At 74.3% G+C, this 15,833-nt stretch carries 13 protein-coding genes; 8 read left to right on the forward strand and 5 right to left on the reverse strand.

The window, feature by feature from the left end:
- The first annotated feature begins 2 nt into the window (after nucleotides 1-2).
- The gene (locus OHA91_RS27975) at nucleotides 3-1,016 is read left to right on the forward strand and encodes a DUF3068 domain-containing protein (RefSeq protein WP_266502184.1); all 1,014 of its coding nucleotides are present in this window, start codon (nucleotides 3-5) and stop codon (nucleotides 1,014-1,016) included.
- Here OHA91_RS27975 and hrpB read toward each other — a convergent pair.
- On the reverse strand, nucleotides 1,006-3,528 hold the full coding sequence (hrpB, locus tag OHA91_RS27980) for an ATP-dependent helicase HrpB (protein ID WP_328740235.1): 2,523 nt from the start codon (nucleotides 3,526-3,528) through the stop codon (nucleotides 1,006-1,008). The two genes, OHA91_RS27975 and hrpB, sit on opposite strands and share 11 nt — an antisense overlap.
- Before the next feature lie 4 nt (nucleotides 3,529-3,532).
- Nucleotides 3,533-4,381 carry a class I SAM-dependent methyltransferase gene (locus OHA91_RS27985; RefSeq protein ID WP_266502188.1) on the reverse strand — a complete coding sequence of 283 codons (849 nt, stop codon included), beginning with the start codon at nucleotides 4,379-4,381 and terminating at the stop codon, nucleotides 3,533-3,535.
- A 353-nt stretch (nucleotides 4,382-4,734) separates the two neighbouring features.
- Here OHA91_RS27985 and rpsA point away from each other — a divergent pair, with 353 nt between their 5' ends.
- The 4 genes from rpsA (at nucleotide 4,735) to OHA91_RS28005 (ending at nucleotide 8,554) form a co-directional block, all read left to right on the forward strand.
- Nucleotides 4,735-6,243, forward strand: coding sequence for a 30S ribosomal protein S1 (rpsA, locus tag OHA91_RS27990; RefSeq protein ID WP_030666059.1), 1,509 nt, complete (start codon nucleotides 4,735-4,737; stop codon nucleotides 6,241-6,243).
- Between the two features lie 237 nt (nucleotides 6,244-6,480).
- Entirely contained in the window at nucleotides 6,481-7,419 is a 939-nt protein-coding gene (locus OHA91_RS27995; protein WP_328740236.1) for a PAC2 family protein, read from the forward strand.
- A gap of 58 nt (nucleotides 7,420-7,477) precedes the next feature.
- The gene (gene coaE, locus OHA91_RS28000; RefSeq protein WP_328740237.1) at nucleotides 7,478-8,101 is read left to right on the forward strand and encodes a dephospho-CoA kinase; all 624 of its coding nucleotides are present in this window, start codon (nucleotides 7,478-7,480) and stop codon (nucleotides 8,099-8,101) included.
- 66 nt (nucleotides 8,102-8,167) lie between these two features.
- Entirely contained in the window at nucleotides 8,168-8,554 is a 387-nt protein-coding gene (locus tag OHA91_RS28005) for a tetratricopeptide repeat protein (RefSeq protein WP_031149197.1), read from the forward strand.
- Between the two features lie 120 nt (nucleotides 8,555-8,674).
- Here OHA91_RS28005 and OHA91_RS28010 read toward each other — a convergent pair whose 3' ends face one another.
- Nucleotides 8,675-8,935 (reverse strand): DUF6343 family protein, encoded by a 261-nt coding sequence (locus OHA91_RS28010; protein ID WP_328740238.1) that lies wholly within the window; start codon nucleotides 8,933-8,935, stop codon nucleotides 8,675-8,677.
- 44 nt (nucleotides 8,936-8,979) lie between these two features.
- Complete coding sequence (locus OHA91_RS28015) at nucleotides 8,980-9,597, reverse strand: hypothetical protein (protein ID WP_031149193.1); 618 nt, start codon at nucleotides 9,595-9,597, stop codon at nucleotides 8,980-8,982.
- 171 nt (nucleotides 9,598-9,768) lie between these two features.
- On the opposite strand from OHA91_RS28015, the gene OHA91_RS28020 reads away from it, so the two are divergent.
- From OHA91_RS28020 to OHA91_RS28030, 3 genes are all read left to right on the forward strand, one after another.
- Nucleotides 9,769-11,109 carry a helix-turn-helix domain-containing protein gene (locus OHA91_RS28020; RefSeq protein ID WP_328740239.1) on the forward strand — a complete coding sequence of 447 codons (1,341 nt, stop codon included), beginning with the start codon at nucleotides 9,769-9,771 and terminating at the stop codon, nucleotides 11,107-11,109.
- 95 nt (nucleotides 11,110-11,204) lie between these two features.
- On the forward strand, nucleotides 11,205-14,033 hold the full coding sequence (locus OHA91_RS28025) for a DEAD/DEAH box helicase (RefSeq protein ID WP_328740240.1): 2,829 nt from the start codon (nucleotides 11,205-11,207) through the stop codon (nucleotides 14,031-14,033).
- A complete protein-coding gene (locus OHA91_RS28030; RefSeq protein ID WP_031149187.1) occupies nucleotides 14,030-15,235 on the forward strand; it encodes an SWIM zinc finger family protein in 1,206 nt (401 codons plus the stop codon). Before OHA91_RS28025 ends, OHA91_RS28030 begins: the two co-directional genes overlap by 4 nt.
- Here the strand turns inward: OHA91_RS28030 and OHA91_RS28035 are convergent.
- Complete coding sequence (locus OHA91_RS28035; protein ID WP_031149185.1) at nucleotides 15,216-15,764, reverse strand: HAD domain-containing protein; 549 nt, start codon at nucleotides 15,762-15,764, stop codon at nucleotides 15,216-15,218. The two genes, OHA91_RS28030 and OHA91_RS28035, sit on opposite strands and share 20 nt — an antisense overlap.
- Nucleotides 15,765-15,833 lie beyond the last annotated feature (69 nt).

Raw genomic sequence — 15,833 nt, forward strand, 5'->3', positions numbered from 1 at the left:
CCGTGCGACGCAGAGCGAGCCTTGTCCTGCTGGCCCTAGCCGTGTTCTGCGCAGCCCTCGCGCCGCTGCTGCGCTGGTACGCGTACCCGCGGCTCGCGAAGATCCCGCCGAACCAGTACCAGGAGATGGTCCTGGAGGCGAAGGACGCGACCCTCCTCGACTACACCGGCGGCATGCAGCCCAAGAAGGTCGACAAGGTCACGATCGTCCAGACCCTCAAGGGCAACGTGGAAGCCTCCAGGGAGATCGAGGCCAGCGCCGGCAAGGACGTCGTCGTCTGGGACACGCTGTCCTACATCATCGGCCCGGACGGCAAGATGGTCTCCCAGATCCCCGAGCGCTACATCTTCGACGCGCACACCCAGGACCCGGTGCACGCCACCGGGGAGATGGTCGACGGCGACGCGGTCAAGCGCCAGGGCATCGAGTTCAAATGGCCCTTCTTCACCGAACCGCGCGACTACCTCTACTTCGACGCCCAGACCCGCACCTCCTCGCCGATCCACTACGTCGGACCGCGCCGCTTCAAGGGCATGGACGTCTACTACTTCGAGCAGACCATCCCCTGGACCAAGGTGGCCATGCCGAAGAAGATGCCGATCGAGGGCATCGACCCCGCGACGATCGAGGCGGCCACCGGCACCACCCTCTGGTACACCGCCAAGGTGCGCTTCTGGGTCGACCCGGTGACCGGAGCGCCCGTCAACGCCGAACAGGACATCCAGCAGGAGATGCGCGGCGGCATCGCCTCGGGCGGCCCGGACGGCAAGCTCACCGCCTTCGCGGGGCACGTCACCATGCGCGAGGACTACTCCGACTACACGGTCGACCTGGTCAAGGCGAACCGGGCCAAGGTCCTCGCGCTGCACACCTACGCCCCGGCCGGCCTGGCCGCCGGCGGCCTCGCACTGCTCGGGCTGGCGCTGTGGCTGGAGGCCCGCGGCCGCCGCGTACGCGACGACGAGCGCGTCCCGCGCGACGACGAGCGCGTCCCGCGGGACGGGGTCAGCGCCTGAGCCGGGCGTTGGTGTGGCGGGTCGGCTCGGCCGTGGCCGGGTCCTCCGGCCAGGGGTGCTTGGGGTAGCGGCCGCGCAGCTCCGCCCGGACGGCGCGGTAGCCGCCCTGCCAGAAGGAGGCCAGGTCGGCGGTGACGGCCGCCGGACGCCCCGCCGGCGACAGCAGGTGGACGAGTACGGGAACCCCCGCCACCCGCGGGGTCTCGGCCAGCCCGAACAGCTCCTGCAGCTTCACCGCGAGCACCGGCTGTCCGTGCTCGGCGGCGTAGTCCAGCCGGATCCGGGACCCGCTGGGCACCTCCAGGCGTTCCGGAGCCAGCTCGTCCAGCCGGGCCGCCTCGCCGGTGGCCCACGGCAGCAGCCGGTTCAGGGCCTGGCCGGCGTCGATCCGGGCCAGGTCCGCGCGCCGCCGGGCCCGGGACAGCTCGGGCTCCAGCCAGTCGTCGGCCCGCTCCAGGAGCACCCCGTCCGCTGCCACGTCGGGCCACGCGCCGCCGAGCGTCCGGTGCAGGAAGCCGAGGCGGGCCCGAAGCGTCCGCGCGTCCGGGGACCAGCGCAGCAGGTCCAGCCCCTCGGTGCGCAGCCCTTCCAGCAGGGCCGCCCGCACGAGCGCCGGGTCGGGGGTGCGCAGGGGGCGCACGGCCAGCTCGATCGCCCCGAGCCGCTGCGCCGCGCGGGCGACGACGTCCCCGTCCTCCCAGTGCACCTCCTCGGCGTCGGTGCGCAGGTGCGCCGCGGCGGCCAGGGCGGTGTCCCCGTCGACGACCGCGGCCATCCGGATCCGCGCGGAGGCGGAGTGCGGGGGCCGGTCGGCGACGGCGACGGCCAGCCAGGGCGCGTGCCGCAGCGGTGACCCGTCGCCGAGCCCGGCCCCGGTCCCGGAGGCCATGAGGAAGGCGCCCTCGCCCCTGGCCTTCGCCACCCGCTCGGGGAACGCGAGGGCGGCGACGAGGCCGGCGGCGGCATCGTCCGGGGACCGGCCCCCGGACTCGGTCTCGGACGTGCGCCCCGCAGGGGCAAGGGCACGCTCCAGGCGGCGGGCCTCCGTGCGCCAGCGGGCGGCGTACGCGTCCCCGCCCGCGCGGGCCCGACGCCAGGCCGACGCCAGGTCGTCCCCGTACTCGCGCGGCGGCTCCTCGCTCAGCAGGGCCACCACCTCCGCCGCCCGGTGGGCGCCGAGCGCGGCGCTGCCGTCCAGCAGGGCCCGCGCGAGCCGCGGGTGCAGCCCGAGCCGGGCCATCCGCAGCCCGCGCGGGCCCGGCCGCCCGGCCGCGTCCACCGCGCCGACGGCCACGAGCACCTCCCGCGCCGCGGCCATCGCCCCGGCCGGCGGCGCGTCCAGCAGCGCCAGCCCGGACGCGTCAGGGTCGCCCCAGCACGCCGCCTGCAGTGCGAACTGCGCCAGGTCGGCGATGCGCATCTCCGGCGACGGGAACGCCGGCAGCCGGCCGTCCTCCGCCTCCGTCCAGCAGCGGTACACCACGCCCGGCGCCTCACGCCCGGCCCGGCCCGCCCGCTGGCGCCCGGCCGCGCGGGAGGCCCGTACGGTCGCCAGCGCGCCCAGCCCGCGGGCATGGTCCACCCGGGGTTCGCGGGCCAGCCCCGAGTCGACCACCACGCGCACCCCGGGGACGGTCAGGCTCGACTCCGCCACCGCCGTCGCGAGGATCACCCGGCGGTGGTCCGAGGCCGTCAGCGCCGCGTCCTGCACGGCCGCCGGCGCCCGGCCGTGGACCTGGAGCACCTCCGCGTCCACACCGCCCAGCTGCCCCGCCACCCGGGCGATCTCGCCGACGCCGGGCAGGAAGCACAGCACGTCACCCGAACGCTCCGCCAGCGCCCGCCGCACCACCGAGGCCACGTGCGCGAGCTGCGCCGGGTCCACCCGCATCCCGTGCGGGGGCCGCACCGGGCGGGCCGGGGGCGCCCAGACGGTCTCCACCGGGTACGAGACCCCCGCGGCCTCCACCACCGGCGCGCCCCCGAGCAGCCGGGCCCAGCCCGCGGAGTCCGTCGTCGCCGAAGCCGCCACGAGCCGCAGCTCCGGGCGCAGGGTCTCGCGTACGTCGAGGAGGAACGCGGCGACCGTGTCGGCGTCCAGATGCCGCTCGTGGCACTCGTCCAGGACGACCACGTCCACGCCGGCCAGCTCCTGGTCGCGCTGGAGCCGCTGGAGCAGCACTCCGGTGGTCACCACCTCCACCACCGTGCCGGGGCCGGCCACGCGCTCGCCGCGGACCGTGAAGCCGACCGAGCCGCCGGGCTGCTCGCCCAGCAGCCAGGCCATCCGGCGCGCCGCGGCCCGGGCGGCGATCCGCCGCGGCTCGGCCACGACCACCCGGCGCCGCGCCCCGCCGCCGACCAGGCCCGCGAGCACCAGCGGCACCAGCGTGGTCTTGCCGGTCCCGGGCGGCGCGCACAGCACCGCGGTGCCGTGGGCGTCGAGCGCGGAGACCAGCCCGGGCAGGGCCTCGCGTACGGGAAGGGCGTCGAGGGCGGCCTGGCGGATCAAGACGTCAGGCCCTCTCGCAGACGAAGATCGCGGTGCCGGGGATCAGGTTGCCGCGCAGCGGGGACCAGCCGCCCCACTCCTGGCCGTTCCACTCGGGCCACTCGGGCTCGACGAGGTCGAGCAGGCGGAAGCCGCCCGCCACCACGTCGCGGACGCGGTCGCCGAGGGTGCGGTGGTGTTCGACGTAGACCGCGCGGCCCTGCTCGTCCTGCTCGACGTACGGGGTCCGGTCGAAGTAGGAGGCGCAGACGGTCAGGCCCTCGGGGCCGGGCTCGTCGGGGAAGGCCCAGCGGAGGGGGTGGGTCACGGAGAAGACCCAGCGGCCGCCGGGGCGCAGTACGCGGTGGACCTCGCGCATGACGTTCACCGGGTCGGCGACGAAGGGGACGGCGCCGTAGGCGGAGCAGGCGAGGTCGAAGGAGCCGTCGCGGAAGGGGAGCCGGCCGGCGTCGGCCTCGACCAGGGGGATGTCGTCGCCGATGCGCAGCGCGTGCTGGAGCTGGCGGTGGGAGAGGTCGAGGGCCACCGGGCGGGCGCCCCGGGCGGCCAGCCAGCGCGAGCACTGGGCGGCGCCGGCGCCGATCTCCAGCACGTCCCTGTCCTTGAGGGAGGCGGCGGGGCCCAGGAGGCCCGCGTCCGCCTCGTCGAGTCCCTCGGGCCCCCACACGAAGCGGTCGTCGCCGAGGAAGGCGCCGTGCTCGCTCTGGTACTCGTCGGCGTTGCGGTCCCACCAGCCGCGGCTCGCCCGGCTGCTCTCCGCTTCCCCTGCGTCACGGCGTGTGGCCTCGGCGTCGTCCGCGGAGTCCGGATCGGCCTTGTACGCGTCTTCGGGGGCGTCGTCCTCTTGGTTCATGGGGCCCGTCGTCGTAGTCTGCGAATGTCTTGGGATGTGGCAGGAACCGCCATCAGGGCGTTCCCGCCCATGAATTGTGCCGGTTGTGCGGTGATCCGCCCGGGGTGTGGGCCTTCGCGCATTGACCCTGTCCGGCCGTCCCCGTATGCTACAAGTTGCGCTGCGAGCCTGTGCTCCTCAGACCTAGCAGGCTGCGCTTGCATCTGTTGATGTCCCCTCGGTTTTCGAGGCCCTCCCCGCTTGTGCGGATCAGGGGCTTCCTTGGCTGTCCGGCTTCTTCGGCAGATGCCGATAAGGGCTCCCGGCGTAGCAGTACCTACGACTTTCTGTCCGTAACCGGAGCCCTTTCCCACATGACGAGCAGCACCGAGACCACCTCTACCACTCCGCAGGTAGCGGTCAACGACATCGGTAACGAGGAAGCCTTCCTCGCCGCGATCGACGAGACGATCAAGTACTTCAACGACGGCGACATCGTCGACGGCGTCATCGTGAAGGTCGACCGGGACGAGGTCCTGCTCGACATCGGTTACAAGACGGAAGGCGTGATCCCGAGCCGCGAGCTCTCGATCAAGCACGACGTCGACCCGAACGAGGTCGTCAAGGTCGGCGACGAGATCGAGGCCCTGGTTCTCCAGAAGGAGGACAAGGAAGGCCGTCTGATCCTGTCCAAGAAGCGCGCTCAGTACGAGCGTGCCTGGGGCACGATCGAGAAGATCAAGGAAGAAGACGGCATCGTCACCGGTACCGTCATCGAGGTCGTCAAGGGTGGTCTCATCCTCGACATCGGCCTCCGTGGCTTCCTGCCGGCCTCCCTCGTCGAGATGCGCCGCGTCCGCGACCTCCAGCCCTACGTGGGCAAGGAGCTCGAGGCGAAGATCATCGAGCTGGACAAGAACCGCAACAACGTGGTCCTGTCCCGCCGCGCCTGGCTGGAGCAGACCCAGTCCGAGGTTCGCCAGACGTTCCTCACCACCCTGCAGAAGGGTCAGGTCCGCTCCGGCGTCGTGTCCTCGATCGTCAACTTCGGTGCCTTCGTGGACCTGGGTGGCGTCGACGGTCTGGTTCACGTCTCCGAGCTGTCCTGGAAGCACATCGACCACCCGTCCGAGGTTGTCGAGGTCGGCCAGGAAGTCACCGTCGAGGTCCTCGACGTCGACATGGACCGCGAGCGTGTCTCCCTGTCGCTGAAGGCGACGCAGGAGGACCCGTGGCAGCAGTTCGCCCGTACGCACCAGATCGGTCAGGTCGTCCCGGGTAAGGTCACCAAGCTGGTTCCGTTCGGTGCGTTCGTCCGCGTGGACGAGGGCATCGAGGGTCTGGTCCACATCTCCGAGCTGGCCGAGCGCCACGTGGAGATCCCGGAGCAGGTCGTCCAGGTCAACGACGAGATCTTCGTCAAGGTCATCGACATCGACCTCGAGCGTCGCCGGATCTCGCTGTCCCTGAAGCAGGCCAACGAGTCCTTCGGTGCCGACCCGGCGTCGGTCGAGTTCGACCCGACCCTGTACGGCATGGCCGCGTCCTACGACGACCAGGGCAACTACATCTACCCCGAGGGCTTCGACCCCGAGACCAACGACTGGCTCGAGGGCTACGAGAAGCAGCGCGAGGCCTGGGAGACCCAGTACGCCGAGGCGCAGGCTCGCTTCGAGCAGCACCAGGCTCAGGTCATCAAGAGCCGCGAGGCCGACGAGGCCGCTGCTGCCGAGGGCGCTGCCGCCCCGGCCGCCGGTGGCAACGCCGGTGCGGGCATCTCGGGTGGTTCCTACTCCTCGGAGTCGGACGAGACCTCCGGCGCCCTGGCGTCGGACGAGGCCCTGGCCGCGCTCCGCGAGAAGCTGGCCGGCGGCCAGAGCTGATCGCAGCGCGCATCGCACTCCGGTGTGAGCAGAGCTGACTGAGTACGACGGTGAGGCCCGTCCCCTTCGGGGGGCGGGCCTCTCCGCGTTCCCGGCGGGCCCCTGCGATTCCCGTGCTCCGTGTGCTCCGTGTGGTCCGTGTGATCCATTGCGTTCCTGTGAAGGGGGCCAACTGGGGAATGGCGGCGCAGCCTTGGACGTTCTTGGCAGAGAACGAGACGAGGAGGAGTGGTGGCGGTGCTTGATCCACAGGGCTTGTACGAATGGGATGCCAAGGGTCTGGCGGTGGCGGACCTGGCGGTCGCCCAGGACTCGGCCGGGCTGGTCATGCTGTACCACTTCGAGGGGTACATCGACGCGGGAGAGACCGGCGAGCAGATCGTCGAGCGGCTGCTGGACACGCTGCCCCACCAGGTGGTCGCCCGCTTCGACGCGGACCGGCTCGTGGACTACCGGGCGCGCCGTCCGCTGCTGACCTTCCAGCGCGACCACTGGGCGGAGTTCGAGGAGCCGCGGCTTGAGGTCCGGCTGGTCCAGGACGCCACCGGAGCGCCGTTCCTGCTGCTGTCCGGCCCGGAGCCGGACGTGGAGTGGGAGCGCTTCGCCGTCGCCGTCCGGCAGATCGTCGAGCGCCTCGGGGTCCGGCTCTCGGTCAACTTCCACGGAATCCCGATGGGCGTCCCGCACACGCGGCCCGTCGGCATCACCCCGCACGGCAACCGCACCGACCTCATGCCGGGCCACCGCAGCCCCTTCGACGAGGCCCAGGTGCCCGGCAGCGCCGAGTCCCTGGTGGAGTTCCGCCTGTCCCAGGCCGGGCACGACGTGCTCGGCGTCGCCGCGCACGTGCCGCACTACGTGGCGCGCTCCCCGTACCCGGACGCCGCGCTGACGGTGCTGGAGGCCATCACGGCGGCGACCGGTCTGGTGCTGCCGGCCGTGGCGCACGCGCTGCGGACCGAGGCGCACCGTACGCAGACGGAGATCGACCGGCAGATCCGCGAGGGCGACGAGGAGCTGGTCAGCCTGGTGCAGGGGCTGGAGCACCAGTACGACGCCGCCGCCGGGGCCGAGACCCGCGGCAACATGATCGCCGAGCCGGCGGAGCTGCCGTCGGCCGACGAGATCGGCCGCGAGTTCGAGCGGTTCCTGGCGGAGCGCGAGGGAGAGGGCTGAGCCCCCCGCCCGGGGGTCCGCCTCCCGCACGGGTGTACGGGGGCCTAAGCTGCGGGGCATGCTGAAAGTGGGCCTGACGGGCGGAATCGGTGCCGGCAAGAGCGAGGTCTCGCGACTGCTGGCGGGGTACGGGGCGATCGTCGTCGACGCCGATCGGATCGCACGGGAGGCCGTGGAGCCCGGTACGCCGGGGCTCGCGGCCGTCGTCGCGGCCTTCGGGGAAGAGGTGCTGACCCCCGAGGGGAGTCTGGACCGGCCGAAGCTGGGTTCCATCGTGTTCGCGGACCAGGACAAGCTCCGTACCCTCAACGCGATCGTGCATCCGCTGGTCGGCGCCCGGTCCGCCGAGCTGGAGGCCGCGGCGGGTCCCGACGCGATCGTCGTCCACGACGTACCGCTGCTCACCGAGAACGGCCTCGCGCCCCTCTACGACCTGGTGGTCGTGGTGGACGCGGCCCCGTCGACGCAGCTGGCCCGGCTGACCGCACTGCGCGCGATGGCCGAGGAGGAGGCCCGGGCCCGGATGGCCGCGCAGGCCACGCGCGAGCAGCGGCTGGCCGTGGCCACCCTCGTGATCGACAACGACGGGCCGCTGGACGCGCTGGAGCCGCAGGTGCGCAAGGTGTGGGAAGAGCTTACGGCGCGGGCCTCGGGCCGGGCCCCGGGAAGCGCCACCGCCTGACGTGTGCATGGAATAGCGCGTGGGGCGGGGGCGTTGAAGGCGCCGGTAGAGGGAAGGATCCATACCGTGTCCGAGACCACGCGTCCCACGCCGTCCAGCCCGGAAACACACGTCATCGACTTCCGGGCGGCCGAGCAGCTGCTCGCCGCACGCGACCCGCGCGGCGCGGTCAAGCTGCTCGACTCGGTCATCGCCGCCCACCCGGAGAACACGGCGGCCCGGCTGCTGCGTGCCCGGGCCTTCTTCGCCGCCGCCCAACTGCGCCCGGCGGAGCTGGAGTTCGAGCTGGTGCTGGAGCGGGAGCCGGACAACGCCTTCGCCCACTTCGCGCTCGCCCGCACGCACGAGCGCGCGGGCCGGCCGGAGCAGGCGCGCAGGCACTTCCGGCTGGCCGCGGCCCTCGACCCGCAGCCGGAGTACCTGGCGGCGGCCCGCTTCGAGGAACAGGCCTGATCTTCCCCTCGCCTGACCGCCTGACCGCCTGACCGCCTGACCGCCTGACCGCCTGACCGCCTGACCGCCTGACCGCCTGGTCCGGCCGACGCCCGGTCGCCTGGTCCGGCCGAGCCCCGATCAACGGCTGTCGGGCGGCTCGTACGGGGGGATGTCCCGGCCCGGCTGGTAGTGGGGGCCCTGGCGGATGTGGCGCACGATCATGAACAGGTCCACGCTGACCACGACCGCCAGCGCCCCGCACGCCGCCGCCCATCCGGGACGGCCCGCCAGCGAGAAGGCGACCGTCCCGGCGGCGGACCAGACCAGCCCCCAGACACCCAGCCAGAACCGCAGCCGCAGCGGACTGCGGGCTGTCACCGGCTCGTTTCCGGAACGCATGGCCATCGCCTCTCGCTGTCCATGGTCCCACTCGGGCGGCCGGGCTACGGGTTGAGCTTGTTCACGGCCTTGGTGGTCGTCTTCTTGAAGGCGGCGAGCGGGGCCTGCGACAGGTCGCCCATCTGCCCCCACTGCACGACGGTCACGGTGGAGCCGTCGCGTCCGATCCCGTACAGGTGCACGCCCGGCTCGGATTCCGGGATCGAGGTGTGGACCCCGTAGACGTGCGCGCCCTCCTCGACCGGCAGGGTCCCGTAGTCCTGCCAGGAGGCCGTGCCGCCCGGGGCCGTGCGCAGCCAGTCGGCGGCGCAGGCGGCGACCTTGCGCTCCAGCGTGCCGACCAGCTTGGCGGCCGCCGAGGGCGAGGCGGACCGTACGGAGACCTGCACGGCACCGGTGTCGAGCTCGGTGCCGAACGTGCGGTGCCAGCTGCCCGCCGCCGGCAGTACGCCGTCCAGGCAGAACGGCGCCGTCTCGGGCAGCCCCTTGGTGATCTCGCCGGAGTACCAGGGGGACGTCGGGTGCGGCGGCAGGTCGGTGCCGGTCAGGAAACCGGGTGCGCCGACGGCCGCGGCGGAGGTCGAGGTGGTGAGGACGAGGGTGGCGGCCGCCGCGACCAGTGCGGTGGCGAGGGTGGCGGCAGTGTCGGTACGTCGGAACATGTCGGTTCTCCCCGTGGATGCATCGGTGTGCCTGACAAGGCTGTTCCCCGGTGGGGGCGCAGGGCGACGGTTCGGGGCGAAATCGGGACACTGGAACGCCCGTACGCGCTTTCACCTGGGGGAACACCTCAGGCATGGAACGGAGCCACGGGACACGGGACGGGGGACACGGTGAGTGAGGCCGAGGATTTCGCGCGGCTGATGCGGGAGCTGAAGGAGCGCGGAGGGCTGAGCTACGGCGTCCTGGCGCGCAGGCTGCACACGAGTACGTCGACGCTGCACCGCTACTGCAACGGGGAGGCGCTGCCGGCGGAGTTCGCGGTGGTGGACCGCTTCGCGCGGGCCTGCGGGGCCTCGGCGGCGGAGGCGGTGGACCTGCACCGGGCGTGGCTGCTGGCGGACGCGCGGCGGCGCGCGGGGGCGGCCGCGCCGACGCCCGTACCGGAGCCGGCACCAGAGGCGGTACCCGAGCCGCAGGTACCGGAGCCGCAGGTACCCGAGCCGCCGGTACCGGCCGTCGCGGCGGAGCGGGCCGTGCTGGTGGTCGCTCCGGCCGCGGTGGGGGAGCCGGTGGTCCGCCCGTCCTGGTACCGGCGCAGGGCGGCCGTGGTCGTCGCCGCGGGGCTGGCGGCGGGTGCGGTCGCCGTGGCGCTGCTGGCGGTGACCGGACCCGAGCGGGGGACCCCGCAGGCGGGGGCCGGGGCGGGGGCGGGCACGGGGGCCGGTACGCAGGGGCCTGCGGGATCCGGCCCGGCGGCGGGGACTCCGTCGGCGGACGGAGCGGCTCCGTCGGAGCCGGCGACGGGTCCGGCACCGCCTTCGGCAGCGTCGCAGGGACCGGCGACGGCGCCGGCCCCGTCCTCCTCCCCGCCGCCGGCGGCGGCCCCCGGCCAGGCGCCGGCGGCGCCCCTCAGGGCGGCGGTGCGGTCGCACGTGTGGGCAGCGGGCTGCGACCACGCCTACCTGTCCGAGCGGGGTCCCGCAGCGGTGCCCCCGCCGCCCGTGGAGGCGGACGCGCCCGCCTGGGCCTCGGCGCAGCGCGCCGTGCACGCCGGGAACCAGATCGTGGAGGCCACCCTGCACGGCACGGGCGGGGGCGCGGTGGTCCTGGAGGGCCTGGAGGTGCGGGTGGCGGCGCGCCGCACACCGCCCGCCTGGAACGTCTACCAGATGTCGCAGGGCTGCGGCGGAGGCATCACCCCGGCCGTCTTCGCCGTCAACCTGGACGCGCCGCGCCCGCTGGCCCGGCCCGTCGCCGGGAACGACGCCGGGAACCGGCTTCCCGCCCCGTCCTTCCCGATGCGGGTCTCGGCCGCCGAGCCGGTCGTCCTGCGGGTGGCGGCCGCCACCACGGGCTGCGACTGCGACTGGTCCCTGGACCTGCGCTGGTCCTCGCCGGCCGGCTCGGGAACCCTGCGCATCGACGACGGCGGCCGCTCGCTGCGCACGAGCGCCGCGACCGGTCGGCCCGTGTACGGGTACGCCGTGGAACAGGGCCGCTGGTCCCGCTGAATCCGCAGGTCAGGGGCCGTTGTCGGTGGCCACACCTAGACTCGTGGGGAAGGGGTCGGCAGGTCCGGGAGGACATCGTGAGGGAGGGGGACACCATGACCGCGCAGACGCACGCATCCGCGCTGCTGCGCCATGCCGCCGTCTTCCTGCCCGCCGCCGTCCCCCGGGAGGGACGGGTCGCCTTCTGGTCGCCCGACGGGGACCCCCTGCCCGAGGCGGGCACACCGGGTCCGCTCACCGTCGTACGGCCGCACGGCACCGGGGTCCGCAGCCGGACCGTGCCCGCGGTGACCTTCTCGGTCGCCGCAGCCCTGCCCCTGCTCGCGCCGGCCCCCCGCAGCCCCGCCGCGCACCCCGCCACCCGGGCCTGGGGCACCGCCGCCACGCAGGCCCTGACCCTGGCCGCGCGCGGCCGACTGCTCCCCGGGCTCACCCCCGAGGGCGTCGACGCCTGGCGCGCGGGCCCGCTCGACGCCGCCGACATCGCCCACCTCAGGGCGGTCGCCGCCGCCCTGCCCCACGAGGGGTACGCGACGCCCCTCGCCGGCCGCCGTCCGCTCCGGCTGCCCGAACCGGAGGCGCTGGTCCGCGCGTTCCTCGACGCAGTCGCCGACAGCCTGCCCCGCACCCCGGCGGCTGCCGTCGCCGCCGGGCGGCCTTTCGCCGCCCGGGAACCGCAGCGGGTGCCCGGGATACAGGAGTGGGCCGCGCAGGTCGCGGCCGGATCCGACACCGGGGTCGGGCTCTCGCTCCGGCTCGACCTGTCCTCCTTCCGCCTCTTCGACGAGGCCGAGGGGGAGGAGACCCGGCGCGCCGGGGCCGCCGTCGTCCAGGTCCACAGCCTCGCCGACCCGACGCTGGTCACCGATGCCGGGCAGCTGTGGGCCGGCACCGCGGGAGCCGGCTTCGGTCCCCGCGCCCGGATCGACGCCGTGCTCGCGCTGCGCCGGGCCGCGCGGGTCTGGCCACCGCTGCTGCGGCTGCTGGACCAGCCCGTGCCCGACGCCCTGGCACTGTCCGACCCGGAGCTGGAAGACCTGCTGGGGGTCGCCGCGAACCGCCTGGCGGCCGCCGGGGTCGTCGTCCACTGGCCCCGCGACCTGGCCCGTACGCTGTCCGCGAACGCCGTCGTACGGTCCACCGCGCCCGGGTCCGCCACCGACGGGACCGCCTTCTTCGACGCGGAACACCTCTTCGCCTTCTCCTGGGAACTGGCCCTCGGCGGCGACCGGCTCACCCCGGGCGAGATGGACGCGCTGGCGCAGGCCCACCGGCCCGTCGTACGGCTGCGGGACCAGTGGGTCCGGGTCGACCCGGAGCTGGTGCGCAAGGCGCGCAAGCGCGAACTGGGCCTGCTGGACCCGGTGGACGCGCTGGCCGCCGCGCTGTCGGGGACCACGGAGGTCGGCGGCGAGCAGGTCGAGGCGGTGCCCGTGGGCGCGCTGGCCGCGCTCCGCGAGCGGCTGACGGGGGAACTGGCGCCGCTGCCGCAGCCCGCCGCGCTCAAGGCCACCCTGCGCGACTACCAGGCGCGCGGCCTGGCCTGGCTGGACCTGATGACCTCCCTCGGTCTCGGCGGCTGCCTCGCCGACGACATGGGCCTGGGCAAGACCGTCACCCTCATCGCCCTGCACCTGCACCGGGACCGCCGCGAGCCGACGCTCGTCGTGTGCCCGGCCTCCCTCCTGGGCAACTGGCAGCGGGAGATCGAGAAGTTCGCGCCCGGCACCCCCGTGCGCCGCTTCCACGGCGGCGGCCGCAGGACCGAGGACCTGACGTCCTGCGAGGGCGGGTTCGTCCTCACCACCTACGGGACGATGCGCGCCAGCGCCGCGCAGCTCGCCGAACAGCGCTGGGGCATGGTCGTCGCCGATGAGGCGCAGCACGTCAAGAACCCCCACTCGGCGACCGCGAAGGCACTGCGCACGATCCCGGCGCCGGCCCGGGTGGCGCTGACCGGCACCCCGGTGGAGAACAACCTCTCCGAGCTGTGGGCGCTGCTCGACTGGACCACGCCCGGCCTGCTGGGCCCGCTGACCGCCTTCCGGGCCCGCCACGCCCGCCCGGTGGAGCACCAGCAGGAGGAGGACGGGGGCAACGAGGCCGCGGTCGCCCGCCTGTCCGCGCTGGTACGGCCGTTCCTGTTGCGGCGCAAGAAGTCCGACCCCGGTATCGCGCCCGAGCTGCCGCCGAAGACGGATACCGACCACCCGGTGTCCCTCACCCGGGAGCAGGTCTCCCTCTACCAGGCCGCGGTGGACGAGGCGATGGCCGTGATCGAGTCCAGCGAGGGCATCGAGAGACGCGGCATGATCATGAAGCTGCTGGCCTCGCTCAAGCAGATCTGCAACCACCCCGCCCAGTACCTGAAGGAGGAGCAGCCCCGGCTGCCGCACCGCTCGGGCAAGCTCGCCCTGCTGGACGAGCTGCTGGACACGATCGTCGCCGAGGGCGGTTCGGTGCTGGTCTTCACGCAGTACGTGACGATGGCCCGGCTGATCGAGCGGCACCTGTCGGCCCGGGGGATCGCCTCGCAGCTCCTGCACGGCGGTACCCCGGTCGCCCGCCGCGAGGAGCTCGTGGACCGCTTCCAGGCCGGTGAGGTCCCCGTCTTCCTGCTGTCCCTCAAGGCCGCCGGCACCGGCCTGAACCTCACCCGCGCCGGCCACGTCGTCCACTTCGACCGCTGGTGGAACCCGGCCGTCGAGGAACAGGCCACCGACCGCGCCTACCGCATCGGCCAGACCCAGCCCGTACAGGTCCACCGCATCATCGCCGAGGGCACCGTCGAGGACCGCATCGCCGAGATGCTGGAGGCGAAGCGGGCCCTGGCCGAGGCAGTCCTCGGCTCGGGCGAGGCGGCGCTGACCGAGCTGACCGACCGCGAGCTCGCCGACCTCGTCTCCCTGCGGAGGCCCGCATGATCACCGCGCGGGACGACCGCCGCCGCACCTTCGAGACCGTGCCCGCCGGGGCGGAGGCGGTGAGCTGGTGGGGCCGGTCCTGGGTGGCCGCACTGGAGGAGGCCTCCGGCGACCCGGCCCGCCTGGCCCGGGGCCGTACTTATGCCGTGGCCGGGCACGTCGACGCGGTGACCGTCACCCCCGGCCGGATCGTCGCGTACGTGCGGGGCAGCAGGCCCCGCCCGTACCGCACCGAGCTGACCCTGCCCGCCTTCGCGGACCCGGAGTGGAGCGAGCTGCTGGAGGAGGTCGCGGCCGACCCGGCGGCGCTCGGCGCGCTCCTGGAGCGTGAGGTCCCGCAGTCGCTGGCGGGGACCGTCCTGCCCGGGGCGGGCGAGCTCGTCCCGCACTGCTCCTGCCCGGACTTCGGGCGTCCGCCGTGCAAGCACGCCGCCGCCCTCTGCTACCGCGCGGCCCGCCTCCTCGACGAGGACCCGTTCGTCCTGCTGCTCCTGCGCGGCCGCGGCGAACGGGAACTCCTGGAGGACCTCACCCGCCGCAACGCCGCCCACGCCGCCCGCGAACAGCCCGATGCGGCGCCGGACTTCCCCGGTGTCGCCGCCCGGGAGGCGCTCGTCCGCACCGTGCTGCCGCCGCTGCCCGCGCCGCTCGCCCCACCCGCGGCGGCGGGCCTTCCGCCCGCCTACCCGGCCGACCCGGCTGCACCGGACCCGCTGGCCCTCGACCAGCTCGCCTCCGACGCGGCCGCCCGCGCCCTCGCCCTGCTCACCACCGGCGAGGACCCGATCGCCGGGCTCTCCCTCTGGCAGGACGCCGTACGGCTGGCCTCCGCGGAGCCAACGGCGGGCCTGACGGGTGCGGCCCGCACCCTCTACCGGGACCTGGCCCGCGCCACCGGGCGTACCACCACCGACCTCGCCCGGGCCGCGGCGGCCTGGCGCCAGGGCGGCCGCCCCGCCCTCGCCGCCCTCGAAGAGCCCTGGGATCCGCCGGCCGGCCCCTTCGACCGGGCCCGCCCCGCGCTCCTCGCCGCGTCGCAGGGCTCCTTCCGCCCCGAGCGCAACCGCCTGACGGCCCGCACCCGCCAGCTCCGGCTCGGCCGCGACGCCCTCTGGTACGCCTACGAGTCCCGCCCGGACGACGACGACTGGTGGCCCACGGGCCGCCCCTCCCCGGACCCGGTCAGCGCCCTGCTGGGCTGAGACCCTCCGCCCAGCGGGTGAGGGCGGTGAAGTCGCGGTCCCGCAGGCCGTGGCGCGGGTGGATGCGCAGCAGGAGGGCCGGGGCCGGATGGTGGGCGGCGACCCAGGCCCGGTCCTGCGGGGTGATCATGTCGTCGACCCAGGCGAAGGGCCGGCCGGCCGCCCAGTCCCGCAGGTGGCGGGTCTTCCAGGAGAGGCCGTCGGGGTCCTCGGCGAACAGTTCGGGCCATTCGACGACGGACAGGTCGCCGGGGAGCCCGATGTGCGGGGAGATCAGGGTGTTGGCCTGGTGCGTCCAGGCGGTGGCCCAGGCGATCTCGAAGGGCAGGGCCAGCAGCCGGGCGCCGTGGGACGGGTGGAGGCGGACCCGCGCGCCGCGCCGGGCGCTGCGGGACTGCGGGTCGCGGTAGGAGAGCCAGACCTCCGGCCGCATGCGGTGGCTCCGGTACCCGCGCAGCCCGGCGGAGAGGGAACGGAAGGGGTTGAGCGGGCCGTCCACGTCGAGGAGCAGCAGTGGGCGATCAGTCATGAAGTACCCAGTACCCAGTACACGATTGAGTGAAATCCCTACCACCCCTATAACCCGTATGGGTTTGGA

The sequence above is a fragment of the Streptomyces erythrochromogenes genome (genome assembly GCF_036170895.1).
GTDB classification, from domain to species: domain Bacteria; phylum Actinomycetota; class Actinomycetes; order Streptomycetales; family Streptomycetaceae; genus Streptomyces; species Streptomyces erythrochromogenes.

Bases quoted from the DNA above. Each gene is read 5' to 3' on its own strand.
- OHA91_RS27985 (WP_266502188.1), bottom strand. From the start codon at position 4,381: ATGAACCAAGAGGACGACGCCCCCGAAGACGCGTACAAGGCCGATCCG.
- rpsA (WP_030666059.1), top strand. From the start codon at position 4,735: ATGACGAGCAGCACCGAGACCACCTCTACCACTCCGCAGGTAGCGGTC.
- coaE (WP_328740237.1), top strand. From the start codon at position 7,478: ATGCTGAAAGTGGGCCTGACGGGCGGAATCGGTGCCGGCAAGAGCGAG.
- OHA91_RS28010 (WP_328740238.1), bottom strand. From the start codon at position 8,935: ATGCGTTCCGGAAACGAGCCGGTGACAGCCCGCAGTCCGCTGCGGCTG.
- OHA91_RS28015 (WP_031149193.1), bottom strand. From the start codon at position 9,597: ATGTTCCGACGTACCGACACTGCCGCCACCCTCGCCACCGCACTGGTC.
- OHA91_RS28025 (WP_328740240.1), top strand. From the start codon at position 11,205: ATGACCGCGCAGACGCACGCATCCGCGCTGCTGCGCCATGCCGCCGTC.
- OHA91_RS28030 (WP_031149187.1), top strand. From the start codon at position 14,030: ATGATCACCGCGCGGGACGACCGCCGCCGCACCTTCGAGACCGTGCCC.
- OHA91_RS28035 (WP_031149185.1), bottom strand. From the start codon at position 15,764: ATGACTGATCGCCCACTGCTGCTCCTCGACGTGGACGGCCCGCTCAAC.